The 24,025-nt window shown below is 72.3% G+C and carries 23 protein-coding genes and 1 tRNA gene; 10 read left to right on the top strand and 14 right to left on the bottom strand.

Translation table 11 applies throughout. The features are described 5' to 3' along the window. Positions 1 to 112: 112 nt before the first annotated feature. Both IEZ01_RS31620 and IEZ01_RS31615 read right to left on the bottom strand, forming a co-directional pair. Entirely contained in the window at positions 113 to 1,141 is a 1,029-nt protein-coding gene (locus IEZ01_RS31620; RefSeq protein ID WP_189205146.1) for a P1 family peptidase, read from the bottom strand. A gap of 44 nt (positions 1,142 to 1,185) precedes the next feature. Further along, positions 1,186 to 2,439, bottom strand: coding sequence for a low temperature requirement protein A (locus IEZ01_RS31615; protein WP_229833312.1), 1,254 nt, complete (start codon positions 2,437 to 2,439; stop codon positions 1,186 to 1,188). Between the two features lie 314 nt (positions 2,440 to 2,753). Between IEZ01_RS31615 and IEZ01_RS31610 the strand changes: the two genes are divergently transcribed. Further along, entirely contained in the window at positions 2,754 to 2,948 is a 195-nt protein-coding gene (locus IEZ01_RS31610; RefSeq protein WP_028797639.1) for a hypothetical protein, read from the top strand. A 16-nt stretch (positions 2,949 to 2,964) separates the two neighbouring features. On the opposite strand, the gene mscL is transcribed toward IEZ01_RS31610, so the two are convergent. The 6 genes from mscL to IEZ01_RS31580 all read right to left on the bottom strand — a co-directional run bounded on the left by mscL (position 2,965) and on the right by IEZ01_RS31580 (position 8,756). Beyond that, positions 2,965 to 3,471 (bottom strand): large conductance mechanosensitive channel protein MscL, encoded by a 507-nt coding sequence (gene mscL, locus IEZ01_RS31605; protein WP_189205144.1) that lies wholly within the window; start codon positions 3,469 to 3,471, stop codon positions 2,965 to 2,967. 111 nt (positions 3,472 to 3,582) lie between these two features. After that, positions 3,583 to 4,059, bottom strand: a complete 477-nt coding sequence (locus IEZ01_RS31600) for a hypothetical protein (protein WP_373287696.1) — start codon at positions 4,057 to 4,059, stop codon at positions 3,583 to 3,585. 290 nt (positions 4,060 to 4,349) lie between these two features. Continuing rightward, a complete protein-coding gene (locus IEZ01_RS31595; RefSeq protein WP_019887114.1) occupies positions 4,350 to 5,198 on the bottom strand; it encodes an S-methyl-5'-thioadenosine phosphorylase in 849 nt (282 codons plus the stop codon). A gap of 96 nt (positions 5,199 to 5,294) precedes the next feature. Further along, the gene (locus tag IEZ01_RS31590; RefSeq protein WP_078513320.1) at positions 5,295 to 5,618 is read right to left on the bottom strand and encodes an FmdB family zinc ribbon protein; all 324 of its coding nucleotides are present in this window, start codon (positions 5,616 to 5,618) and stop codon (positions 5,295 to 5,297) included. A 68-nt stretch (positions 5,619 to 5,686) separates the two neighbouring features. After that, positions 5,687 to 6,976 carry an MFS transporter gene (locus tag IEZ01_RS31585; protein ID WP_019887111.1) on the bottom strand — a complete coding sequence of 430 codons (1,290 nt, stop codon included), beginning with the start codon at positions 6,974 to 6,976 and terminating at the stop codon, positions 5,687 to 5,689. 238 nt (positions 6,977 to 7,214) lie between these two features. Continuing rightward, positions 7,215 to 8,756, bottom strand: a complete 1,542-nt coding sequence (locus IEZ01_RS31580) for a potassium/proton antiporter (RefSeq protein WP_019887110.1) — start codon at positions 8,754 to 8,756, stop codon at positions 7,215 to 7,217. 271 nt (positions 8,757 to 9,027) lie between these two features. Between IEZ01_RS31580 and IEZ01_RS31575 the strand changes: the two genes are divergently transcribed. Then, positions 9,028 to 11,793, top strand: a complete 2,766-nt coding sequence (locus IEZ01_RS31575; RefSeq protein WP_189205140.1) for a penicillin acylase family protein — start codon at positions 9,028 to 9,030, stop codon at positions 11,791 to 11,793. Here the strand turns inward: IEZ01_RS31575 and IEZ01_RS31570 are convergent. Further along, on the bottom strand, positions 11,777 to 12,385 hold the full coding sequence (locus IEZ01_RS31570) for a 5-formyltetrahydrofolate cyclo-ligase (RefSeq protein WP_028797637.1): 609 nt from the start codon (positions 12,383 to 12,385) through the stop codon (positions 11,777 to 11,779). The genes IEZ01_RS31575 and IEZ01_RS31570 overlap by 17 nt on opposite strands. A gap of 94 nt (positions 12,386 to 12,479) precedes the next feature. On the opposite strand from IEZ01_RS31570, the gene galU reads away from it, so the two are divergent. From galU to IEZ01_RS31535, 7 genes are all read left to right on the top strand, one after another. Beyond that, complete coding sequence (galU, locus tag IEZ01_RS31565; protein ID WP_019887103.1) at positions 12,480 to 13,382, top strand: UTP--glucose-1-phosphate uridylyltransferase GalU; 903 nt, start codon at positions 12,480 to 12,482, stop codon at positions 13,380 to 13,382. A 4-nt stretch (positions 13,383 to 13,386) separates the two neighbouring features. Next, positions 13,387 to 14,709, top strand: a complete 1,323-nt coding sequence (gene glp / locus IEZ01_RS31560; RefSeq protein ID WP_229833311.1) for a molybdotransferase-like divisome protein Glp — start codon at positions 13,387 to 13,389, stop codon at positions 14,707 to 14,709. Between the two features lie 118 nt (positions 14,710 to 14,827). Next, positions 14,828 to 15,307 carry a cyclic pyranopterin monophosphate synthase MoaC gene (gene moaC / locus IEZ01_RS31555; RefSeq protein ID WP_189205136.1) on the top strand — a complete coding sequence of 160 codons (480 nt, stop codon included), beginning with the start codon at positions 14,828 to 14,830 and terminating at the stop codon, positions 15,305 to 15,307. Then, complete coding sequence (locus IEZ01_RS36150; RefSeq protein ID WP_019887098.1) at positions 15,304 to 16,062, top strand: MogA/MoaB family molybdenum cofactor biosynthesis protein; 759 nt, start codon at positions 15,304 to 15,306, stop codon at positions 16,060 to 16,062. Before moaC ends, IEZ01_RS36150 begins: the two co-directional genes overlap by 4 nt. After that, positions 16,059 to 16,679 carry a GNAT family N-acetyltransferase gene (locus tag IEZ01_RS31545; RefSeq protein ID WP_078513319.1) on the top strand — a complete coding sequence of 207 codons (621 nt, stop codon included), beginning with the start codon at positions 16,059 to 16,061 and terminating at the stop codon, positions 16,677 to 16,679. Before IEZ01_RS36150 ends, IEZ01_RS31545 begins: the two co-directional genes overlap by 4 nt. A 153-nt stretch (positions 16,680 to 16,832) precedes the next feature. Then, positions 16,833 to 17,861 (top strand): divisome protein SepX/GlpR, encoded by a 1,029-nt coding sequence (sepX, locus tag IEZ01_RS31540; RefSeq protein WP_189205134.1) that lies wholly within the window; start codon positions 16,833 to 16,835, stop codon positions 17,859 to 17,861. Between the two features lie 74 nt (positions 17,862 to 17,935). Beyond that, positions 17,936 to 18,012: transfer RNA gene (locus IEZ01_RS31535), tRNA-Ala, on the top strand. An 80-nt stretch (positions 18,013 to 18,092) separates the two neighbouring features. On the opposite strand, the gene IEZ01_RS31530 is transcribed toward IEZ01_RS31535, so the two are convergent. Further along, a complete protein-coding gene (locus IEZ01_RS31530) occupies positions 18,093 to 18,992 on the bottom strand; it encodes a nitroreductase/quinone reductase family protein (protein WP_189205132.1) in 900 nt (299 codons plus the stop codon). Between the two features lie 280 nt (positions 18,993 to 19,272). After that, a complete protein-coding gene (locus IEZ01_RS31525; RefSeq protein WP_229833310.1) occupies positions 19,273 to 20,433 on the bottom strand; it encodes an FAD-dependent monooxygenase in 1,161 nt (386 codons plus the stop codon). 90 nt (positions 20,434 to 20,523) lie between these two features. Here IEZ01_RS31525 and IEZ01_RS31520 point away from each other — a divergent pair, with 90 nt between their 5' ends. After that, the gene (locus IEZ01_RS31520) at positions 20,524 to 21,084 is read left to right on the top strand and encodes a TetR/AcrR family transcriptional regulator (RefSeq protein ID WP_019887092.1); all 561 of its coding nucleotides are present in this window, start codon (positions 20,524 to 20,526) and stop codon (positions 21,082 to 21,084) included. A 3-nt stretch (positions 21,085 to 21,087) separates the two neighbouring features. On the opposite strand, the gene IEZ01_RS31515 is transcribed toward IEZ01_RS31520, so the two are convergent. From IEZ01_RS31515 to IEZ01_RS31505, 3 genes are all read right to left on the bottom strand, one after another. Further along, positions 21,088 to 22,515, bottom strand: a complete 1,428-nt coding sequence (locus IEZ01_RS31515) for a leucyl aminopeptidase family protein (protein WP_189205123.1) — start codon at positions 22,513 to 22,515, stop codon at positions 21,088 to 21,090. Positions 22,516 to 22,527: 12 nt separating this feature from the next. Then, positions 22,528 to 23,064, bottom strand: a complete 537-nt coding sequence (locus IEZ01_RS31510) for a DUF2087 domain-containing protein (RefSeq protein ID WP_019887087.1) — start codon at positions 23,062 to 23,064, stop codon at positions 22,528 to 22,530. Positions 23,065 to 23,158: 94 nt separating this feature from the next. Next, positions 23,159 to 24,025, bottom strand: an 867-nt coding sequence (locus tag IEZ01_RS31505) for a RiPP maturation radical SAM C-methyltransferase (protein WP_506417169.1), incomplete at its 5' end; no start/stop codon positions are given.

Genomic DNA, 24,025 nt, shown 5'->3' with positions numbered 1-24,025 from the left:
CTTGGTGCTTGCTTAACGTAGTCCCTTGCTCTGACATCGCGTCCGGGGTTCGGCAAAACGAAGGGGGCGCTCGGGAAGTTCCCGTGCGCCCCCAACTCGCCGTAACCGTACGTCAGTCGAGGTGGTAGAGGTCGCGGTACGAGGGGAATGTCCCGCCCATCCCCTCGACACTGTCCGCCGCCAGGACCGCCCGTACGATCGCCCTGGTCACCAGGTCCGCACCCGCGGCCAGAACCGCGTTCAGCGCCAAGGGGCCGACCCCCAGCGGCCGTTCGCCCGTCGCCAGTGCGAACACCGTGTCACCGTCGTTGAGCAGGTGCACCGGGCGCACGGCGCGCGCGATACCGTCGTGCGCCGTCCCCGCCAGCTTGTGCGCCTGTGCGCGGGTGAGGTCCGCGTCGGTGGCGACGACCGCGAGTGTCGTGTTCAGCGGCTGCGCCCCGTTCCGCTCCGCCGCCTCCGCCAGCCGCCGCCGGGCCGCCGCGTGGACCTCGCGCGCCGGGTACTCCGGGCGGCCGTCGAAGTACCGCCCGTACAGCACGCCCGTCTCCGGATCGACCGCCGAACCCACCGCGTTGGCCACCACCAGCGCCCCGACCGTCACACCGGACTCCAGGACCGTGGACGCGGTCCCCACACCGCCCTTCAGCCCGCCGACGACCGCGCCGGTCCCCGCCCCGACGGCGCCCGTCGGCACCGGCGCGCCGATCTGCGTGGCCGCCGCGGCCGCCACCGCCGCGCGGCCCGTCGACGCGTCCGGCCGGGCCCGCCACTCGCCGCCCCGCCCGAGGTCGAACAGGCACGCCGCCGGGACGACGGGCACGACCTGCGACGGGTCCGGACCGACCCTGACCCCCCGCCCCCGCTCCTCCAGCCAGGCCATCACCCCGGCCGCCGCCTCCAGGCCGTACGCGCTGCCGCCGGTCAGCGTCACCGCCTCCACGCGCTGCACCAGATTCCGCGGATCGAGCGCGTCCGTCTCCCGGGTGCCGGGCCCGCCGCCGCGTACGTCGACGGCGGCGATCACCCCGCCCGGTGGCGCGAGGACGACGGTCGTACCGCTGAGCGCGCCCGGACCCGCCACGCGCGCGTGGCCGACCCGAAGACCGGCCACGTCCGTCAGTGCGTCGTTGTTGGTCATGCCACCTGCGTATCACGCGGGCGGCACCCGCCACTTGGGCTCTCTCACACCGTCGCCGCTTCTTCCCGCCGTCGCATCCGGGCCGTCAGGGTCACCCCGGTGGCGACCGTCGCGGCCGCCACCAGTCCGGCCGCGAAGACGGCCCAGCGGCCCGCGAACGAACAGCACAGCACCGCCAGCGCGGAGACCGGCAGCACCATCTGCTGGGCGATGCCCACCTTGAAGTACCGGGCGTGCAGCACCCACACCGTCAGCAGATAGATCGCCGTCGGCACCGTCACCGCGCTCGCCGCCGCCAGCGTCGAGACGTGTGCCTTGCCGACGGTCTGCTCCACCGCGATCTCGATGCCCGCGCCGATCGCCGCCGCCGCGGTGAAGATCAGATAGTGGCCGTAGCCCCAGAGGAAGCCCTGCTTGTTCGAGGCGAGCCGGTCGTGCGCGGGCACCACGAAGTAGACCCACCACGCCGCGAAGACGATCAGCAGTCCGCCCGCGGCGATCGGCAGCAGATCGTCGAGGGCGTCGTTCTCGTCGATCCCGGACTTCACCGCCACCGTCGCCGCGGCGATCGTCTCGCCGAGCACGATGATCGTGAACAGTCCGTAGCGCTCGGCGATGTGGTGCGGATGCCACTGCGTGGTCACGTCCTTCTCCGCGAACACCGGCACGGCCATCTCGGCCACCGCCATGCCCAGGAAGACCCACGGACGCGCGCCCTCAGGCGTATACAGCAGCGCCGTCCAGCCCACCTGGCACAGCATCACCCCGCCCGCGTACCGCAGCGCCGTCTTCCGCTCCCCGCCGGAGGCGTGCCGCGCGGCGCGCAGCCACTGGAAGACCAGCGCGAGCCGCATCACCACATAGCCCAGCCACACGATCAGGAAGTCGTGGTCCTCGAAGGCCCGCGACACCCCGGCGGCGAGGATGAGCACACCGGCGATCTGGACGAGGGTGACGACCCGGTAGAGCGCGTCGTCGTTGTCGTACGCCGAGGCGAACCACGTGAAGTTCATCCACGCCCACCAGATCGCGAAGAACACCATCGCGTAGTTGGCGATCCCCTCGCCCGTGTGCCGCTCGGCGACCGCGTGCACCAGCTGCGCCCCGGCCTGGGCGACGGCCACGACGAAGCAGAGGTCGAAGAAGAGCTCCAGCGGTGTGGCGGGCCGGTGCTCCTCGGTGCGGCTGCGGGAGACCAGTGGCCGCAGCGGGTGGGGCGGCGATGCGGGACGGCGATGGTGGTGGGGGCCCTGCCCTGATGAGGCACCGGGCCAGGTTCCGTCGGGCGTGTGCGTCATACGCCCAGAACAGCAGAGCCGGAACGCCCCGGCCGTCAGACGCGCGGCGCGTCATCCGAGGGACCACCTCACCCCACCATCGCCCAAAACGGGCTGAAACGGATGGGACCGTCTTACGATGACCGGGTGACCGGCCCGGGGGCGGCGTCCCCCACCGCGTCGGTGCCCGGCACGGCCCAGCGGAAGGACCCGACATGATCGACCCGGTCCACCCCGAACCCCTGCCCCCGCTCCGGCCCACCGCCGGCAGCGCCCAGCCCCGGCCGAACCGGTCGGCCCAGGGGGGCGACGAACCCCCGGCGTACCCTTGTCGTATGAGTACCGCCCCCGCTCCCGGACCGCGAGACGCGAAGCAGCCGAAGCCCCAGCCGAAGCTGATCTTCGACGATCCGCTGGACCAGCAATCCGCGGACGATACGGACCGTGGGTGGGGCGAGCGGCCTCCGGGCGGCGACAGCGCCGCCGATCTGGCGCGCTTCCTCGACGAGAAGCCGCCGCACCACCTCTGATGCCGGCCGACGCCGGCTAGGGGGTGGTGCCCCCGCCGCCACCGGCCCCGCCCGTACCGCCCGCGCCGGGCTGCCGCTGCTGGGCCAGCAGGTCGCGGATCTCCTTCAGCACCTCGAGCTCGCTGATCTCCAGGGTCTCCTGGACGCCCTGCTTCGCCCTGTCCATCGCCGCCCGCCGGGCCAGGTACTTCGCCATGGGCAGGACCATCAGGAAGTAGACGACGGCCGCGGTGATCAGGAAGCTGAGGACCGCGCTGAGGACCAGGCCCCACATGATCGGGATACCGGAGACCACCTCCCCGGCGTCGTTCACCTCGCAGGGCCCCTTGAGGCAGGACTGGTAGCTCTCCAGGTCCTTGGTGCCGAAGGCGCCGACCAGCGGGTTGATGACGCCCTTCACCACCGAGTTCACGATGTTGGTGAACGCGGCACCGATGACGACGGCCACCGCGAGATCGATCACGTTCCCGCGCATCAGGAAGGCTTTGAAGCCTGCCATCACGCTTTCCTTCTTCGGGGTCACCAGGGAGCCTTTCGTCGCGCGTGCAGTTGGCTGAGCCATTAGGCCGCGTACGGCGTGGGGCAGTCCAATCGGTACACACGGACCAACGACTTGACTGACCGTCAGTGCGAATCAGCACAAGGTCACCGCCAGTCGTGAGGACGCCCCCGCACCGGCCAGCGCCGTCGCCGTGGAGCGCGGCACCGACAGGACGACCAGAGCCCCGCCGTCCGGAGAAGTCTCGCGCGACTGCGGAACTCGGGCCACCCGAGCCCCCGTCGCCACGACGCGCGGCTCACCCGCCTCCCCCGTGGGCGAGTTGGCGGCGGCGATCACATCGACCCGGTCGCCGGGCCGCAACAGCCGTACGGTCGCGGCGTCCGCGATCCGTACCGGCGCCGCCACCATCCGCACCGGCCGGGGCGCCGGATCACCGGAGGCCGCGGCGGAGGCGCTCGCCGTGGGCGGCCCCGCGGCGGCCGAACCGCCCGGCAGACCCTGCCCCATGGCCGCCAGCGCGGCCGCGGTCATCGCCAGCCCCGCCGCCAGTGACCTGCGCCTGCGCCGCATGGCCCGCCGCAGCCGCAGCCGCTGAGCCCCGCGACGCACGCGGACGGGCGGAAACGCGGGGACGCCCCGCAGCCCGGGTACGGAGGAAGGGGGAGAGGAGAGGGAAGAAGAGGAGCCGGCGGAGGGAGAGGAAGGAGAGGGAGAAGAGGGGGAGGGAGTGCAGGACGTCATCGCGAACACCGCCTGTCGAAAGGGGTTCCCGGCCTTTCCGGTCACCGCCCCTCGACGATCCCGCACCCCACCCGATCCCGCTCCAGCCTGTGGACTACCGACCAGTTGTGGAAAACTCCCTCACCCACGCAGGTGAGGGAGCGGGCAGTCGCCGACCTCTACGGCAGTTCGATCCCCAGGTCCCAGCCGTCGTGCGCATGGGTGCACAGGCAGTCCCGGTCCACGGTCTCGGGCAGCGCGCCCACCGCGTCGAAGAGCACCTCACGCAGCCGCCCGACGTTCGCGCCGAACACCTTCAGGACCTCGGTGTGCGAGACGCCCTCGCCGGTCTCGGCGCCCGCGTCCAGGTCCGTCACCAGCGCCATCGAGGTGTAGCAGAGCCCCAGCTCACGCGCGAGGACGGCCTCGGGGTGCCCGGTCATGCCGACCACCGACCAGCCCGCCGCAGCGTGCCAGCGGGACTCGGCGCGGGTGGAGAACCGCGGGCCCTCGATGACGACCATCGTGCCGCCGTCGACGGCGTCCCAGCCGCGTCCCCGGGCCGCCTTCAGCGCGACGCGCCGCCCGTCGGGGCAGTAGGGGTCGGCGAAGGTGGTGTGGACGACGTTCGGGACGGTTCCGTCCGGCAGCGGCTCCCCGTCGAAGAAGGTCTGCGCCCGGGACTTCGTACGGTCCACGAGCTGGTCGGGGACGAGCAGCGTGCCGGGCCCGTACTCCGCCTGGAGGCCGCCCACCGCACACGGCCCGAGCACCTGCCGTACGCCGACGGACCGCAGGGCCCACAGATTGGCCCGGTAGTTGATCTTGTGCGGGGGGAGCGTGTGGCTCCGCCCGTGCCGGGGCAGGAACGCGACCTGCCGGCCGGCGACTTCCCCGATGAACAGCGAGTCGCTCGGGCTGCCGTACGGGGTGTCCACGGACACCTCCGTCACGTCCTCCAGGAAGGAGTAGAAGCCCGAACCCCCGATTACGCCTATGCCCGCGTACACCTGCGCGTCTGTCGCCATGCCAGTCACCCTAACAACGGGCCGGAACCGACGGGCCGTACGCCGAAGACCCCGCCGTTACGCAACGGCGGGGTCCGGATGAGTCCGTGGAGTCGCTCAGGCGGCCGAGCTGGAGCCCGTGGACGCCGACGTCGAGGAGGACGAGGCGGCCGGCTTCGAGCCGGACGAGGACGACGACGAGCTGGAGTCCGAGGAGGTCGTGGACGACTTCGACGACGACGCCGGCGAGCTGCTCGACGACGAGCCGCGGCTGTCGTTGCGGTAGAAGCCGGAGCCCTTGAAGACAATGCCGACCGCGGAGAACACCTTCTTCAGGCGTCCCTGGCAGCTCGGGCACTCCGTGAGGGCGTCATCGGTGAACTTCTGCACCGCCTCGAGGCCCTCGCCGCACTCGGTGCACTGGTACTGGTAGGTCGGCACTTGTCTTCCTCCTGGCACTCTGACTCGATGAGTGCTAACGACTGTCCATACTGACGTATTCCTGTGAATCAGTCCACCGTCACAGGGACGCGGTGACCGACACCACGTGCCGCGATCCGTCCGGTGGCCCGCCCGGCCGGAGCCGGGGCGAGGCGCGAACGCAGCGCCAGGAGGGTGGCCAGCGCCAGCGCGGTGCCGACCAGGGGGACCAGGAATCCGGTGCTGGCGCCGTGGGCGTCGGCCAGCCGTCCGGCGACGGTCACGGCCGCCGCCTGGCCCAGGGCCACCGCGCCGGTGAGCCAGGTGAAGGCCTCGGTACGGGCGGAGGACGGCACCAGCGACTCGACCAGGGTGTAGCCGGTGATCAGGGCCGGTGCGATGCACAGGCCGACGACCAGGCCCAGCGCGCCGAGCAGCAGCACCGAGTGGACGGACCAGAGCAGCGAGGCGGCCACGGTCAGGCCGGCGTAGCCGAGGATCAGACGGCGGCGGGGGCCGATCTTCCAGGCGATGGTGCCGCACGCGATGCCGGCGAGCATGTTGCCCGCCGCGAAGATGCCGTACAGCAGTCCGTTGGCGCCGGGGTTGCCGATCTCCTCGGTGAAGGCGGTCAGGGAGACCTGCATACCGCCGAAGACCGAGCCGATGCCGAGGAAGGCGACGATCAGGACGCGGACGCCGGGGATGGACAGGGCGGAGGAGTTCCGTTCGGCGGCGGCCGCGGCGACCAGGCCGTGAGCGGGCTGGGTGGCGCGCTGGGCGGCGAAGAACAGACCGCCGACCAGGGTGAGCGCCGCCTCTGCGATCAGGCCGGCCGCCGGGTGGACGCCGGTGCACAGGGCGGTGGCCAGGACCGGTCCGACGACGAAGGTGAACTCGTCCGTGACCGACTCCCAGGCGGCCGCGGTCGGCATCAGGGGGGAGCGCTCCAGCTTGGCCGCCCAGCGGGCCCGCACCATGGGGCCGATCTGCGGGACGGACGCACCGGTGGGCACGGCGGCGGCGAACAGGGCCCACATGGGGGCGTCCGCGAGGGCCAGGGCCACCAGCGCGGAGACCGCGACGGTGTGGATGAGGACGCCCGGGAGGAGCACGGCGCGCTGGCCGAAGCGGTCGGCGAGCTTGCCGCTCTGCGGGGCGAACAGTGCCATGGAGACACCGGTCGCGGCGGCGACGGCGCCCGCGCTGCCGTAGGAGCCGGTGGTGTGCTGGACGAGCAGGACGATGCCGATGGTCAGCATCGCGAACGGCTGCCGGGCCAGGAAGCCGGGCAGCAGGAAAGAGAGGGCGCCGGGGGTGCGCAGGAGTTGTCCGTACCCGGGGCGCTTCGCAGCGGACGTGGTGACCGTGGATGCCACGGTCCTTGCCTTTCTGCCGCCTGGTAGCGCTCCCCTGGGTGTCGGGAGCCGCCGAGAGCTGTCCTCTTGCGCGGAACTGCGGTAGATACCAGGCCCCACTGCGAGGGTGCCACGGCCGCCATACGGTCGCGCCAGCTCTGCGTCAGGCAGAGTTGGTCGATCAGTGTGCCTTCATGGTACAGGGGGTGGCGCTGATCCGCCTGGGAAAACGCCAACCCCTCCCCTTGTGTACCTGTGATTAACCGGACGTTCGCCTTCCGGTAATCCCGTCCCAGAGGTCGTGGAGGGCCTTGGGCCCCTTCACGCGCGCGTGCTCCCTCCCGCTCGCGGCGCTCGCGCCGCCGGTCCCCAGCCAGCCGGCGAGCTTGCCGCCCTGTCCGACCGCCCGCAGCCGCCGCTCGGCGGCGTCCCGGACCGGGTCGGTCGCGACGACCAGGAGCTCGTCACCGCGCCGCAGCACGGTGGCGGGCGACGGTACGAAGCTCTTGCCGTCCCGTACGACCAGGGTGACCGCGGACCCGGCCGGGAGCCGCAGCTCGGCCACCTCCACGCCGTGCATCTTGGACTTCTCCGGGATCGCGACGGACAGCAGATGTCCGCGCAGCCGCTCCAGGGGCGCCGATTCGACGCCGAGGTCGGCGGCCTCGGACGGGTCGCCGAGCCGGAGGGCCTTGGCGAGCCAGGGCAGGGTCGGCCCCTGGACCAGGGTGTAGACGACGACCAGCACGAAGACGATGTTGAAGACCCGCTGGCTGCCCTCGATCCCGGACACCATCGGGATCGTGGCCAGGATGATGGGCACGGCTCCGCGCAGGCCGGCCCAGGACATCAGGGCCTGCTCCTGCCAGGGGACGCGGAACGGCAGCAGGCTGACCAGGACCTCCATGGGGCGCGCCACGACCGTCAGGACCAGGCCGATGATCACCGCCGGCCAGAAGTCGCCGATCAGCTTGGACGGCGTGACGAGCAGGCCGAGCAGGACGAACATGCCGATCTGGGCGATCCAGCCGAGTCCCTCGGCGAAGCCGCGGTTGGCGGGGGAGTGCGGCAGCTTGGCGTTGCCGAGCACCATCGCGGCCAGGTAGACGGCGAGGAAGCCGGAGCCGTGGGCCAGCGCGCCGGCCGCGTACGCGACCACGGCGATGGCCATGACGGCGATCGGGTACAGGCCGGAGGCGGGCAGCGCCACATGCCGCAGTCCGAAGGCGCCGAGGAAGCCGACCGCGAGGCCGATGCCCGCCCCGATCGCCAGCTCCAGCGCGATCTTGCCGACCAGGAGGTACCACTCGTCGACCGGTCCGACCGTGGAGAAGGCGACGACCAGGATCACGACGGGGGCGTCGTTGAAACCGGACTCGGCCTCCAGGACACCGGTGACCCGGGGCGGCAGCGGCACCTTGCGCAGTACGGAGAAGACGGCCGCCGCGTCCGTGGAGGAGACGACCGCGCCGATGATCAGCGCCTGCCGCCACTCCAGGCCGACGAGATAGTGGGCCGCGGCGGCGGTGATGCCCACGCTCACCGCGACGCCGACGGTCGACAGCACGACCGCCGCGGGCAACGCGGGTTTGATCTCCTTCCACTTGGTGCCCAGGCCACCCTCGGCCAGGATCACCACAAGCGCGGCATAGCCGATCACCTGCGTCAGCTCGGCGTTGTCGAAGGCGACGTTGCCGATGCCGTCCTGCCCAATGGCGACCCCGATCCCGAGGTACAGCAGAAGGCTGGGGAGCCCACTGCGGGACGAGATGCGCACCGCGGCGACGGCGACGAGCAGCACGAGCGAGCAGATGAGCAGGAGTTCATTGAGCTGGTGGACAGTCAGTGGCCGATCCCTTCTCCTCGTGCGGCCGGATCCTTTCGCCCAGCAGCCGGTACTTCGTTACCTTACCTAATCTTTAACGTTCTCTTGACGCGAGCGATCAATCGATCGGAAACCGAGCGAAAGTACGCAAGCGTGCTCCTTACTGACTCCGCGTCCGGGCCGGTGGAGCGCTGCGCCTATGGTTGCTCCAGCACTCCAGGACCACCCTGCCCCTCGAAGGACAGCGATGCCCTCCAACACGACCGCCCCCTCCGCCAAGAAGAAGGGGCGACGCGCCCGCCTGATCGTCATCGTTCTGGTGCTGGCGCTGGTCGCGGGCATCGGCTACGGCACCTTCTGGGGTGTCAGCACGGTGCGGGCCGCCTATCCGCAGACCACCGGCACGCTCGAGCTGCCCGGCCTCTCGGCCCCGGTCGACGTGAAGCGCGACGCCCACGGCGTCCCGCAGATCTACGCCTCCACGGACGAGGACCTCTTCCGCGCGCAGGGCTACGTCCAGGCGCAGGACCGGTTCTGGGAGATGGACGTCCGCCGCCACATGACCTCGGGCCGGCTCTCCGAGATGTTCGGCAAGGAACAGGTCGACACGGACGCCTTCCTGCGCACCCTTGGCTGGCGCCAGGTCGCCCAGCGCGAATACGACACCAAGCTGTCGCCGCAGACGAAGAAGTACCTCCAGGCGTACGCGGCCGGCGTCAACGCCTATCTGGAAGGCAAGGAAGGGCGGGACGTCTCCGTCGAGTACGCCGCCCTCGCCTTCGCCAACGACTACAAGATCGAGCCCTGGACGCCGGTCGACTCCGTGGCCTGGCTCAAGGCGATGGCCTGGGACCTGCGCGGCAACATGGAGGAAGAGATCGACCGGTCGCTCATGACGAGCCGGCTGAGCGACGCGCAGATCAAGCAGCTCTACCCGACCTACCCGAGCGGGCTGCACAAGCCGATCCTCGACAAGGGCGGGGTCGACAAGGACAAGGGAGAGTTCGACCCCGAGCGCACCGGCTCCTCGGACGCCGACTCCTCCGGCTCCGCCGCCCGCGGCGGCCGGTCGAACACCCCGGACGGCGCCGCGCAGGGCGTGCGGACCCAGCTGTCGGCGCTCTCCGAGAGCCTCGACAAGATCCCGGCCCTGCTCGGCCCCAGCGGCAACGGCATCGGGTCCAACTCCTGGGTCGTCTCCGGCAAGTACACGACCTCCGGCAAGCCGCTGCTCGCCAACGACCCGCACCTGGCGCCCCAGCTGCCCTCGCTCTGGTACCAGATGGGCCTGCACTGCCGGGAGCGCACGGCCACCTGCGGCTACGACGTCGCCGGCTACACCTTCTCCGGCATGCCCGGTGTGATCATCGGGCACAACCAGGACATCGCGTGGGGGCTGACCAACCTCGGCGCCGACGTCACCGACCTGTACCTGCAGAAGGTCTCCGACCGCGGCTACCAGTACGGCGGCAAGGAGGTGCCCTTCACCATCCGTGACGAGGTCATCAAGGTCGCAGGAAGCACCCCGCGCACCATCACCGTCCGGTCGACCAACAACGGCCCCCTGGTCTCCGACCGCAGCAGCGAGCTGGAGAAGGTCGGCGAGAAGGCCCCCGTCACGAACTCCGCCCCGGACCGCGGCGAGGGCTACGCGGTCGCCCTGCGCTGGACGGCGCTGGACCCGGGCAAGTCGATGGACGCGGTCTTCGCGCTCAACCGGGCGACGAACTTCGCCGAGTTCCGGGCCGCCGCCAAGGACTTCGAGGTCCCCTCGCAGAACCTGATCTACGCCGACGCCAAGGGCGCCGAGGGCCACATCGGCTACCAGGCCCCGGGCCGTATCCCGGTCCGCGCCGCCGGCCACGACGGCACCATGCCGGCGCCGGGCTGGGACCCCGCGTACACCTGGAAGGGCATGATCCCCTTCGAGGAGCTGCCCTACGAGCAGGACCCGCAGCGCGGCTACATCGTCACCGCCAACCAGGCCGTGATCGACGCGGAGAAGTACCCGTACCTCATTACAAAGGACTGGGGCTACGGCTCGCGCAGCCAGCGCATCAACGACCTGATCGAGTCCAAGACCAAGGACGGCGGCAAGATCTCGCCGGACGACATGCGGACCATGCAGATGGACAACCGCAGCGAGATCGCCACCCTGCTGAACCCGCTCCTGCTGAAGATCGACATCTCGGACCCGTACGTCCGCGAGGCGCAGAAACTGCTTGAGGGCTGGGACTACACCCAGGAGCCCGACTCGGCCGCCGCCGCGTACTTCAACGCGGTCTGGCGCAACGTCCTCAAGCTCGCCTTCGGCGACAAGCTGCCCAAGGAGCTGCGGGTCGAGGGCGACTGCATCAACGTGCGTCCGGCCGACTCGACCGGTCCGGTCGACGAGCAGAACAAGCTGGTACGGGAGTGCGGTGAGCGCGACCCCGACACCGCGCAGCCCGACGGCGGCGACCGGTGGTACGAGGTGGTCCGCCCGCTGCTGAAGAACGAGAAGAGCGAGTGGTGGAAGACCGCGCCCAGCCGCCGGGACGCGGGCTCCGAGACCCGTGACCAGCTGCTGAAGCGCGCCATGGAGGACGCCCGCTGGGAGCTGACGGCCAAGCTCGGCAAGGACGTCTCCACCTGGAGCTGGGGCCGGCTTCACCAGCTGAACCTGGACAACCAGACCCTCGGCAAGGAGGGCCCGAGCGTGCTCCGGTCCATGCTCAACCGCGGCCCCTGGAACCTGGGCGGCGGCGAGGCCGCGGTCAACGCCACCGGCTGGAACGCGGCCGGCGGCTACGGGGTGATCTGGGTGCCGTCGATGCGGATGGTCGTGAACGTCGGCGACTGGGACAAGTCCCGCTGGATCAACCTGAGCGGCGCCTCGGGCCACGCCTACCACCCCAACTACACCGACCAGACGGACCTGTGGGCGCGCGGCGAGCTGCTCGACTGGGCCTACAGCTCGCGGGCGGTGGAGGCCGCCACGAAGGACAGCCTCCAGCTCACACCGCGGAAGTAGGCGGTTCGAACCGGCGGACGCCCTCGGGTGTCACCACCGCGTGCACGGGGTGGTCGTGCGGCTCCTTCGGGATCCGCGTGACCACCTCGTTCGCGTACAGCAGCACGATCAGCTCGGGGACGACGCCGGCCCGGGCGAGCCGGTGGAGGACCCGGTCGTACGAGCCGCCGCCCCGGCCGAGCCGCACGCCCTCCTCGTCCACCGCGAGGCCGGGCAGGAGCACCGCGTCGGCCCGCAGGACGGCGTCCGGGCCGAGCCGGGGGCCGAGCGGCTCCAGCAGGCCGCGGGTGGCCTTCGCCAGCCGCTCCGGGCCTTCGTACACACCCCAGTCGAGGTCGTTGTCCGGCAGCAGTACGGGCAGCAGGACCCGGATGCCGCGCCTGCGCAGGGTCTCCAGCAACGCGCGCGTGCCCGGTTCCCGGCCCACCGACACATAGGCGGCCACGGTCCGGGCGTCCGCCAGCTCGTCGAGCTCCAGGGCCGTACGCGCCAGCTCCTCCGCGGCGTCGGAGACGTCATCGCCGGTCAGCGCGGCGCGTGCGGCGAGGAGTTGGCCCCGCAGAGCGGCCTTGTCGGACATGTCGCCTGTCATGAAGAAGTCACAAACCTCTCGTATGTATCTATAAGAGAAGGAAGTTAACCGCAGCCTCAGGTTCACCACATTCCGACCGGATAGGGTGCACCGCATGACTCAGTCGCCCTTCAGGATCAGCAAGGCTGTCATCCCGGCCGCCGGCCTCGGAACCCGGTTCCTGCCGGCTACCAAGGCCACTCCCAAAGAGATGCTGCCTGTCGTCGACAAGCCCGCGATCCAGTACGTGGTCGAGGAGGCCGTCGGCGCAGGACTCACCGACGTCCTCATGGTCACCGGGCGCAACAAGCGGCCGCTGGAGGACCACTTCGACCGCAACTACGAGCTGGAGGAGGCCCTTCTCAAGAAGGGCGACCAGGACCGGCTCGCCAAGGTCCAGCAGTCCAGCGACCTCGCCACCATGCACTACGTGCGCCAGGGCGACCCCCGCGGCCTCGGCCACGCCGTCCTGTGCGCCGCCCCGCACGTCGGTGACCAGCCCTTCGCGGTCCTCCTCGGCGACGACCTGATCGACCCGCGCGACCCCCTGCTCTCCCGCATGGTCGAGGTCCAGGAGCGCGAGGGCGGCAGCGTCATCGCCCTGATGGAGGTCGAACCCGCCCAGATCGGGCTCTACGGCTGCGCCGCCGTCGAGGCCACAGTCGACTCCGACGTGGTCAAGGTGACGAACCTGGTGGAGAAGCCGGAGCCGGGTGAGGCGCCCAGCAACTACGCCATCATCGGCCGGTACGTCCTGGATCCGGCGGTCTTCGCGATACTGCGGGAGACCGAGCCGGGCCGCGGCGGCGAGATCCAGCTCACCGACGCGCTGCAGAAACTCGCCATGGACGAGAAGGTCGGCGGTCCGGTGCACGGCGTCGTCTTCAAGGGCCGCCGTTATGACACCGGTGACCGTGGCGACTATCTGCGTGCCATTGTCAGACTCGCGTGCGAACGTGAAGACCTGGGCCCGGAGTTCCGGGCCTGGCTTCGCAGTTATGTCACCGAGGAGATGTAGCACCTTGAGCAGCACGGCAGCATCGCCGTCCGCCGGCCTCTGGTCGGTCGACGAGCACCTGGACGACATCCTCGCCACGGTCAAGCCGCTCGACCCCATCGAGCTTCAGCTGCCCGAGGCCCAGGGCTGCGTCCTCGTCGAGGACGTCACGGTGCCGGTCGCGCTGCCGCCCTTCGACAACAGCTCCATGGACGGGTACGCGGTCCGGGTCGCCGACGTCGCCGGCGCCACCGAGGAGTACCCGGCCGTCCTCACCGTCGTCGGCGACGTGGCCGCCGGCAGCGACGGGCAGCTCGCCGTCGGCCCCGGACAGGCGGCCCGCATCATGACCGGCGCGCCGCTGCCGCCCGGCGCCGAGGCCGTCGTCCCGGTCGAGTGGACCGACGGCGGCACCGGCGGGGGAGTGGCCACCACCATGCGCCCGGCCGGGGCCGCCCCCGAGGGGGCGAGCGGCGAGGTCCGGGTCCACCGCCCGGTCGAGGCCCGCGCCCACGTCCGCGCGCGCGGCAGCGACGTCCAGGCCGGCGACCTGGCGCTGACGGCCGGCACGGTCCTCGGGCCGCCCCAGATCGGGCTGCTCGCCGCGATCGGCCGCGGCACGGTGCGAGTCCGCCCGCGCCCCCGCGTCGTGGTCATCTCCACCGGCAGCGAACTGGTGCAGCCGGGCGACGAACTGGCCCAGGGGCAGATCTACGACTCCAACAGCTTCGCGCTGGCCGCCGCCGCCCGGGACGCCGGAGCCATCGCCTACCGGGTCGGCGCCGTCACCGACGACGCCGAGACCCTGCGCGCCGCCATCGAGGACCAGCTGCTCCGCGCCGACCTCCTGGTCACCACCGGCGGGGTCAGCGTCGGCGCGTACGACGTCGTCAAGGAGGCTCTGTCCTCCGTCGGCGACGAGGACGAGCCCGGCGGCGGCGTCGACTTCCGCAAGCTCGCCATGCAGCCCGGCAAGCCCCAGGGCTTCGGCTCGATCGGCCGCGACCACACCCCTCTCCTTGCCCTGCCCGGCAACCCCGTCTCCTCGTACGTCTCCTTCGAGCTGTTCGTGCGCCCCGCGATCCGCGCCCTGATGGGCCGCGAGGATCTGCACCGGCCCCGCGCGCGTGCCGTCCTCAAGGCCGAGTCGGCGCTCAGCTCCCCGGCCGGCAAGCGTCAGTTCCTGCGCGGGACGTACGACGCGCGGAGCGGCACGGTCACTCCGGTGGGCGGCACCGGCTCCCATCTGATCGCCGCCCTCGCGCACGCCGACGCGCTGCTCGTGGTCCCGGAGGACACCACATCGGTGAAGCCGGGCGACGAGCTGGACGTGGTCCTGATCGGCTGAGAGGGGGCCGGTGGCGGTACGGTGTCTGGCGCTGTGCCTTCCGGGGAACGTCCCCCGGACCTCCGCCGCCGAGCAGGCCGTGCGGGGAACCGGCGCCAGAACGCGAGGCGGAGTCCAGTTGAGTACGCAAGGCAGGCTGACCCACATCGACGACGCCGGGGCGGCCCGTATGGTCGACGTCTCCGGCAAGGACGTCACCGCCCGCACCGCGCGGGCCAGCGGCCGGGTCCTGGTCTCGCCGCGCGTGATCGAGCTGCTGCGCGGCGAGGGGGTCCCCAAGGGCGACGCCCTCGCCACCGCCCGGATCGCCGGGATCATGGGTGCCAAGCGGACCCCGGACCTGATCCCGCTCTGCCACCCGCTCGCCGTCTCCGGGGTGACCCTGGACCTCACGGTCGCCGACGACGCGGTGGAGATCACCGCGACGGTGAAGACGACGGACCGTACCGGCGTCGAGATGGAGGCGCTGACGGCCGTCTCGGTCGCCGCGCTGACGGTGGTGGACATGGTGAAGGCGGTCGACAAGGCCGCGGTGATCTCGGACGTGCGGGTCGAGGAGAAGACAGGCGGAAAGTCGGGCGACTGGAGCCGCGGGTGAACCCCGGACAGCCCGGCGAGCCGCACGCGGCGCAGTCGGCCCACGGGGCGGATCCGACGCACGCGGCGTACGGGGCGCAGCCGACGCACGGGGCGCACGACAGCCGCGGGAGCCACGCGGCGCACGAGAGCCAGTCGCCGCACGGGACCCATGCGGCGCATCAAGGCCACGAGACGCACGCGGCCCACGGAGGCCACGCCGCCCAGGCGAGGCACACCGCCCACACCGCTCACGCCACCAACGGGGAGCGCCCGGAGGGCGAGGACTCCGCCCCCTACCGCGCGCTCGTCGTCACCGCCTCCAACCGGGCCGCGGCCGGGGTGTACGAGGACAAGGGCGGCCCGGTCCTCGCCGAGGGGCTCGCCGCGCTCGGGTTCGTCGTCGACGGGCCGCAGGTGGTCCCCGACGGCGACCCGGTCGAGGCGGCGCTGCGGGCCGCGGTGGACGCCGCGTACGACGTGGTGGTCACCACCGGCGGTACGGGCATCTCGCCCACCGACGCCACCCCCGACGTCACCCGCCGCGTCCTCGACTACGAGATCCCCGGCATCCCCGAGGCGATCCGCGCCCACGGCCGGGAGAAGATCCCCACCGCCGCGCTCTCCCGGGGCCTCGCCGGAGTCGCCGGCCGCACCCTGATCGTCAACCTGCCGGGCTCGCCCGGCGGCGTGCGCGACGGTCTCGCCGTACTGGAGCCGCTGCTGGTCCACGCGGCCGACCAGCTGCGCGGCGGCGACCACCCCAGACCGTCATGATCCCGTCCTGGCCCGTGGTCCTGGCGGACGGTGACGTCGTGCTGCGGCCGATAAAGCCGCGCGACCAGCGGGCCTGGCGCGAGGTGAACCGCCGCAACCGCGACTGGCTGCGCCCCTGGGAGGCGACCATCCCGCCGCCCGCCCCGGGCGGCCCGGTCGCCCAGCGGCCCACGTACCGGCAGATGGTCCGTCATCTGCGGGCCGAGGCCAACGCGGGCCGGATGCTGCCGTTCGTGATCGAGTACCAGGGCCGGCTCGTCGGCCAGATCACTGTGGCGGGCATCACGTGGGGCTCGATGTGCTCGGGCCACGTCGGCTACTGGGTCGACCAGGAGGTCGCGGGCCGGGGCGTGATGCCGACGGCGGTGGCGCTCGCCGTCGACCACTGCTTCCGCACGGTCGGGCTGCACCGGATGGAAGTCTGCATTCGCCCGGAGAACGTTCCCAGCCGGCGCGTTGTGGAGAAATTGGGATTCCGCGAGGAAGGCCTGCGCCCCCGCTACCTCCACATCGACGGCGCGTGGCGTGACCATCTGGTCTACGCGCTGACGGCGGAGGAGGTCCCCGAGGGGCTGCTGCGCCGCTGGCACCGGGCCCGACCTGGAACCCCGCGATAGACCAGGAATGACATAAACGTTCGAATTAATTCCTCGGTCGACCATCAAGTGATCTGAAGAGTCATAAAAAAAGTCAGTGATATCAGCCAGATCGTGCGACACACCGGCTCAATTGGCCGATGCCCCTACGCGAACCCCTCTACGGTGTGAGGCGTGAGCAGCAGCGGCCTCATCTACGCAGTCATCGTCGGGGCCTGGGCCGCCTACTTGGTGCCGATGTGGCTCCGCAGGCAGGACGAGCTCAACGAGGCTCGTCCGACGGAACGCTTCAGCACCGCCATCCGGCTGCTGTCCGGACGGGCGGGCATGGAGCGCCGGTACGCCAAGGAGCTGCGGGAGCGCGACGCCGAGTCGGTTCCAGCCGTGGACCCGGACGCCGTGACGGACCGTTTGGACTCCGTCGACGTCCGGGCCTTTTCCGCGCCTCCGGACCACACGGAGGCGCGGATCGAGCTCCCGGCGCCCGCGCCGGCCCGCCGCCCCCGCCCGAACCGGGCCGCGGCCGAACGGGCCCGGCGCGGCAAGGTCCTGGCCCGCCGCCGGCGCACCACGGTCGTGCTCTTCCTCGCCTTCACGCTCGGCGCGATCGTCGCCGCGGTCGGCGGGCTCGCCTTCCTGTGGGCGCCCGCGATCCCGGCCGTGCTGCTGAGCGCGTACATCGTGCATCTGCGCGGCCAGGAGCGGCGCCGCTTCGTGTACGTGATGGACCGCCGCCGCGCCGAGGTGGCCGCCCAGCGACTGCGTGAGAGCCGCCGCCCGCGCCGTCCGGCCGACGCCGCGGAGCCGGACGAGGAGACGGCCCACCCGGAGCCCGAGCCCGCCCCCGTGGTCTCCCCGCAGGAGGCCGGCCGCCGTGCGCTGGTCGAGCAGACCGACCACGCCGAGTGGGTCGACCAGCAGCGCGAGCGCGGCCCGGCCCGCGGCGACAGCTGGGACCCGGTGCCGGTCCCGCTGCCCACGTACGTCACCGCCCCCGTGGCGCCCCGGGCGACCGGTGGGGTGGATGTGACGGACCCGGAGACCTGGAGCTCGGCCCGCTCCTCCACGGCCGACCCGACCCCGGCCCCGACGCCGCCCCCGGCGCGCCAGACCCCGCCGCCGCGCCGCGCCCGCGACCACGGCCGCACGCCGCTCTTCGACCAGTACGAGGACGACGACAGGCCGCGCGCGGCCAACGAATGAGGCCCAGCGCCTGACCGGCGGGGTACGGATTTCCGACCACCCCGATCGGGATGCTAATGTTTCACACGTCGCAAGGGCCTGTGGCGCAGTCTGGTAGCGCACCTCGTTCGCATCGAGGGGGTCTGGGGTTCAAATCCCCACAGGTCCACCAGCGCACGACGAGATCCCGTCCGATCATCACGATCGGGCGGGATCTCGCGTTTCCGGCCCCGGGTGGGGCCGGTTCGCGTCTCATGGGGCGGTGGGCAGGCGGATCTCGGCGAGGAGGGGCAGGATCGTCTGCTCCTCGAAGGCGAGGTGGGCGCGCAGTTCCTCGGTCATGCGGTCCAGTTCGGTGAGGAAGTGGGCGGGGTCCGCCGTGGCGAGGTCGGCGAGGAGGGTGAGGAGCTCGCCGTTGACGCGGGTGACCGTGGCGTGTTCGGCGCGCAGGCGGGCGAAGGCGTCGGCCAGGTGCGGGTGGCGCTCGGCGAGGGCCGGGAACACGTGGGTGTCCTCGCTGATGTGGTGGAACTCCAGTGACTCGCAGAACGCCAGGCAGTGCTGGCGGAGCTGGAGGCCGAGGCCGGGGGCCGGGGGTGTGCCCGGGCCGGTGTGGGCGGAGCGGGCGGCGAAGTGGGCCGTGGCCTCGGCGCGTACGTGGTCGAGCTGGGCGCGCAGCCAGGCGTGCACCTCAAGGAGCTTGTCGGCCACGGTCCTGATCTCGCGCGGGGCGTCCGCAGGAGGGTCGGAGCGCTCCAGGACGACGACCGGCAGTGGGCGGGTGGTGTTCCGCTGGTACTCGCCGTAGCCCGGTTCGGCGCGGACGACATGGGCGAACAGCTCGGTACGGCGGTCGCCTTCGGCGGGGACGGCGACCGCCTCGAACCCCTCGGTGCCGAGCTCCACGCGCACCACGGGGTGGGCGAGGAGGTTGTGGTACCAGGCGGGGTGGTGCGGGGCGCCGGCCGCCGAGGCGACGATCAGGAGCAGGCCCTCATGGCGGACGTAGCCGAGGGGAGTGGTGTGCTCGCGGCCCGAGCGGGCGCCGGTCGTGGTCAGCAGGAGCAGATCGCCGCCCTCGAAGGGGCCGCCGACCTTGCCGCCGTTGGCGCGGAACTCGTCGATCACGGACTGATTGAACGAAGTGGGCACGGGTGTGCTGTCTCTCCGGACGCGGAGCGGCGCAGGAGGCCGCTCAAAAGAAAAGGAAGGGAAGAGAGTGCGCGCGCGCCGGGGTACGAGCTGCCTATGAGCTGTGCGTACGCGGGGGCGCGCCGAGGTCGGGCTCAGCCCGTGATGTGTGAACTCATGACGTGGTCCCTGAGTGAAGGTGCTCGCCCGGCTGCCGATCTGCCCACTTCTCTTTGATCGGCGCCACGCGGCACGCGGATCATTAGAACCAGCCCTCGCTCCCCCTGTCAACGAACACTCTTCAACTCGCGGCTGTGTGCAAGGTGGGTGGCGTCCAGTCCGCATGGCGCAGGATCGCGCGGACGGCCACGCCCGACGGGGTCAGGCGCATCGCCGTGTTCCGCAGGGCCACGCCCAGCGGATGCGCGAGCTGCTGGCCCATCCGGCCCGCCCGGCGCGCCGCGAGGGCCACCGCCTGGCTGCGCGGTCGGCGGGCGGCGTCGTAACAGGCAAGCGCGGTACGGCAGTCGGGTGCGGCGGCCACGACGGCCGCCAGGGTCGCCGCATCCTCCAGGGCCTGGCAGGCGCCCTGCCCCAGATGCGGGGTCATCGCATGGGCGGCGTCGCCGAGCAGGGCGACCCGGCCGCCGGTGAACGTAGGCAAGGGAGTGGCCAGTTCGGCCACGTCGTGGTGGAGGACGGCGGCCGGGTCGGTCGCCGCCAGGAGCTGCGGGATCGGGGGGTGCCAGCCGCTGAAGCGGCGGTGGAGCTCGGCCAGCGGGTCGGGGAAGCGCACCCCGGCCGGGGAGTTGAGGACCGCGTGCCACTCGGCGCGGCCGTCCGCGAACCTGATGTGGCCGAACTCCTCGCCCCGGCCCCAGGTCAGTTCGAAGTCGCCGGCCGCCGGGACGGCGTCGCGCGTGATCGCGCGCAGGACGGTGGAGCCGCTGTGGGACGGGCCGGGGGCATCGGGGAGGAGGGCCGTACGGACCCGGCTGCCGATGCCGTCGGCCGCGACGACCAGCTCGGCGTCCAGAGTGCCTTCGGTGGTGGTCACCCGGCCGGAGGCGGCGTCGACGGAGAGGACCTCGGCGATGCGCAGGGTTCCTTCGGGCAGGGGCGCGCGCAGCTGGCGGTGGAGCGTGGCGCGGGGGATGCCCACGATCGGGGAGCCCAGGGCGCGTTCGAGGGCCTCGCCGTCCATCCGGGCCAGCAGGCGGCCCGAGGGGGTGCGGGTGGCGCCGGTGAGCTGGCGGTGTGCGGCCGCGCGGATCTGCGGACCGGCGCCGAGGGCGTCCAGGGCCCGCAGGCCGTTGGCGGCGAGCGAGATGCCCGCGCCCGCGTCGTCGAGGACCGGCGCGCGCTCGACGACGGTGACCCGCCAGCCGACCCGCAGGAGCCCGAGGGCCGCCGCGAGTCCGCCGATGCCGCCGCCGACGACCACCGCTGTTCCGGGGTGCACGGTCTCCTCCGATCCACGGCCCGACGGCCGCAATGTCTTCTACGGATGTAGAAAGGCTACTCCCGCCGCCTACAGGTGTAGAAAGGTGGGGTGACCAAGGATCGCCGTACCGTCCTCGCCGACGCCGCCGTCGAGGTCCTCGCCGACGGCGGGCTCCGGGCTCTCACCCACCGCGCCGTCGACGCCGCCGCCGGATTGCCCGCCGGGACCACCTCCGCCTACTTCCGCACCCGCGCGGCGCTGCTGACCGCGCTCGTACGGCGCCTGGTGGAGCGGGACCAGGCGGAGCTGGAGGCCGCCGGAAGTCAGGCGCCCGCCCCCGCGGACGCCGCCGAACTCACCGCGGCGCTCGTCGCCTTCAGCCGCGCGCGGCTGGTGGGGGAGGGGCGGCGGCGGTCGCTGGCGCGCTACGCCTGCGCCGTGGAGAGCGTGCACCAGCCGGTGCTGCGGGAGATCATGGCGCCGCGCGAGAACCGCGGCCGGGCGGTCGTACGGGACTTCCTGGCCGGACAGGGCGTCCCCGACGCGGAGGGGCGTACGGTGACCCTGCTGGCCTGCGTCGACGGGCTGGTCTTCGAACGGCTGGTCGCGGGCGGCGAGGACGTGGACGCCGAGGCCGTCGGACGGCTGGTCGACGCCGCGCTCGCCTGAACCTCACCGGCCGCGGAGCGTCTCGAGGAGCGTTCGGACCCCGAAGCCCGTGCCGCCGTGCGGGACTTCGTCGTAGGGGCCCTCGTCGTTGTAGGCCGGGCCGCCGATGTCGAGATGTGCCCAGGCGGTGCCCGCCGGGACGAAGTCCTGGAGGAAGAGCGCCGCCTGGACCGTGTCGCCGTGGCGGTGGGAGCAGTTGACGCGGTCGGCCACCGGCGAGTGCAGGTGGCGGCGCTCGTGCGCCAGCAGCGGGAGCCGGCAGAGGGACTCGCCCGCGCGCTCGGCGGCCGAGAGGAGCCGCTCGGCCAGCGCGGTGTCGGAGGCGAACAGGACGCCGGTGCGGGTGCCGAGTGTGTGGACGGCCGCAGAGGTGAGGGTGGCCACGTCGATCACCGGACCGCCACGGCCCTCCCGCGCCGCCCGGACCAGGACGTCGGCCAGGACCAGCCGGCCTTCGTTGTCGGTGTGGGTGATCTCCGTGGTCGTACCGTCGAGGTGCCGTACGACATCGCCCACCCGCAGCGCCCCGCCGCCCGGCATGTTCTCCACCAGCGGCAGACAGGCCCGGACGGGCACCGGCAGGGCGAGCCGGGGCAGCGCGGCGAGCGCGCCGACGACCGCGGCGGCGCCGCCCATGTCGGACTTCATCGCGTGCATCTGGCCCGGCGGCTTGAGGGAGAGCCCGCCCGAGTCGAACGTCACACCCTTGCCGACCAGGGTGAGCGGGGGCGCCGACGACCCGCCGGGCGGCGTGTACGCCAGCTCCACGTACCGGGCCGGTTCATGGGAGCCCCGGGCCACCGCCGCAAGACCGGCGAGGCCGAGCCGGGCCAGGCCGCGCCCCTCGTGGACCGTGCAGCTCAGCCCGGCCGAGCGGGCGAGGTGCTCGATCCGCTGCGCGAACCGGGTCGGTGTCAGCACCCCCGGCGGGCAGTTGACGAAATCCCGGGCCAGGCAGGTGCCGTCGGCGACGGCGAGCGCCTCGGCGAGGGCCAGGGGCTCGGCCGGGGAGCCGGAGGTCGCCACGATCACCTCGGGCGGCGGGGGGCCGGGTCTCTTCGAGCGGTACGCGTCGAAGCGGTACGAGGCGAGCGCCGCGCCCTCCGTCACGGCGCGGACCCGGTCGGCTGTGGGCATGGACCCGCCCTGCGCCAGGGCGAGATCGAGCCGGAGGGTACGCGCCGGTCCCACCGCCCGTACGGCCGCCGCCGCCGCGCGCCGGAACGTGGCCGCCGTCGCCGAACCGGCCGGGCCGAGACCGACGTTCAGGACCACCGAGCGGCCGTCCGACGACGGCTCGGCGACGACCTGCCCGGGCCGGGCGACGAACCCGCGGCGACGGCAGAACACGCTCGCGGGCGTGCCCGCGTACCAGGGGCGGGCGGTGACGTCCGCGGGCGTACGGTCGTCACCGGCCGAGACGGGCGCCATCCGGCCGACCCGTCAGACGCGCTCGTAGGTCGTACCGGCCCCGTTCCTGCGCAGCAGCCCCTCGTCCACCAGGGCGCGCCGCAGACTCACCCAGTCGTCCAGCCATTCGCCGCAGATCGCGTTGACCTTCGCCTCCGAGTACGTCACCCCGGGCTCGAAGGAGTCGGCCACGACGGCCAGCACGCGGCCGCGGACCTCCGCCTTGCCGGGGATGGAGGTCAGTCGGCCGCGCCGGAAGTACGAGCCGGCGCCGTCTCCGCCGCCCCGGCCGGAGACCCGGACCTCGGCCTGCACGGCGAGCCGGAAGGTGTCGTCCAGCAGCGTGTACGTACGGCGTTCGGCGTCGAAGGCGGCGACCTTCCCGTCCGCCAGCTTCTGCAGCGCCACGGCGGCGGCAGGCTGGCGGAGCCCCGCCCGCTCGGCGACCTCGGCCACCGTCGTCGCACCCAGCGCGAGAGCCGCGTAGGCGGCGCGCCGGTCGGTCTGGGCGAGGAGGCCGACGAGGTCGCGGCAGGAGGGCGGATGGTCCTCGGTGGGGGGCGTGTTCATGGTGTCCAGCTTCCGTTCGGGGTTCGGGACGCCCCCTACAAGTACCGCGACCCAGGGGGGTGATTGAAAGTGGTTTATGGCGAACCGCTACGTTTCAGCCAGCACGCTCGGACGGCGCCGGCGGCCGGGCGATGAGCGTCACCGACACCGGCGTACGGGCCCGTTTCGGGGTGCCCTTGGCCGGCGGTCGGCGGTAGGCGGAGGGCTGTTCCCGCACCGCCAGGGCGATGACCTTCGTCCCCTCGGCGAACACCCACCGGTCGCGCCGCCACTGCTCAAGACGGCGTAGCGCGTCCTCCCAGCGCTCCCCGGCCCAGCCCCGGGACTGGATGTCCCGGTGCCGGGCGCCGCCGATGAGCACCCGGAAGAGCCGTGCGTCGTCGCCGGTCAGGACGGTGTCGCGGGTCGGAAGTCCGGGGCGGTGGTCGTGGAGCGCGACCGAGTCGAAGCCGAGCCGGTAGCTGAACCGGGCCTCGTCGTGATGCGCCCGCCACAGGCTCACCCGGGCCGCGAGAAGCCGGCGGATCCCGGCGTTGCGCTCGTCCTGCGGGAATTCGCCCTCGAAGTGGTAGGCGATGTTCCACAGGTCCTCGTCGGAGAGCTGCGGATACACATGGCGGTATCCCGGCAGCGGGCGGGACAGGGACAGGCCGTACGAATCCGGGTACTCCACATACGGGCTGAAACGGTCGAAGTGCACCGTCAGGATGTCGTTGTCCGGTGGTTCGAGATGGCTGAGCGACGGCACCAGATCGATCTGGGTGAGCATCGACTCGGGCGTCTCGTTCGGATAGTCGGTCAGGATGTTCCACACCGGGAGCACACCGAACTCGGCGCAGCCGAGGAGGAAGCGTACGTTCTGGTAGGCGGTGGCGCCCTTTTTCAGGAGGCGGAGTCCTTCGGTGGAGAGGGATTCGATGCCGGGTTGGACGGAGCGGACTCCGGCGCGGCGCATGCCGCG

The organism is Streptomyces purpureus (assembly GCF_014648195.1).
GTDB classification, from domain to species: domain Bacteria; phylum Actinomycetota; class Actinomycetes; order Streptomycetales; family Streptomycetaceae; genus Streptomyces; species Streptomyces purpureus.
This window is presented reverse-complemented; position numbering and strand designations above follow the sequence as displayed.

Excerpts from the sequence above, each read along its gene's own strand:
- IEZ01_RS31620 (WP_189205146.1), bottom strand. The coding sequence starts at position 1,141 with ATGACCAACAACGACGCACTGACGGACGTGGCCGGTCTTCGGGTCGGC.
- IEZ01_RS31615 (WP_229833312.1), bottom strand. The coding sequence starts at position 2,439 with ATGACGCACACGCCCGACGGAACCTGGCCCGGTGCCTCATCAGGGCAG.
- IEZ01_RS31610 (WP_028797639.1), top strand. The coding sequence starts at position 2,754 with ATGAGTACCGCCCCCGCTCCCGGACCGCGAGACGCGAAGCAGCCGAAG.
- IEZ01_RS31595 (WP_019887114.1), bottom strand. The coding sequence starts at position 5,198 with ATGGCGACAGACGCGCAGGTGTACGCGGGCATAGGCGTAATCGGGGGT.
- IEZ01_RS31575 (WP_189205140.1), top strand. The coding sequence starts at position 9,028 with ATGCCCTCCAACACGACCGCCCCCTCCGCCAAGAAGAAGGGGCGACGC.
- IEZ01_RS31570 (WP_028797637.1), bottom strand. The coding sequence starts at position 12,385 with ATGACAGGCGACATGTCCGACAAGGCCGCTCTGCGGGGCCAACTCCTC.
- galU (WP_019887103.1), top strand. The coding sequence starts at position 12,480 with ATGACTCAGTCGCCCTTCAGGATCAGCAAGGCTGTCATCCCGGCCGCC.
- IEZ01_RS31545 (WP_078513319.1), top strand. The coding sequence starts at position 16,059 with ATGATCCCGTCCTGGCCCGTGGTCCTGGCGGACGGTGACGTCGTGCTG.
- IEZ01_RS31515 (WP_189205123.1), bottom strand. The coding sequence starts at position 22,515 with ATGGCGCCCGTCTCGGCCGGTGACGACCGTACGCCCGCGGACGTCACC.
- IEZ01_RS31510 (WP_019887087.1), bottom strand. The coding sequence starts at position 23,064 with ATGAACACGCCCCCCACCGAGGACCATCCGCCCTCCTGCCGCGACCTC.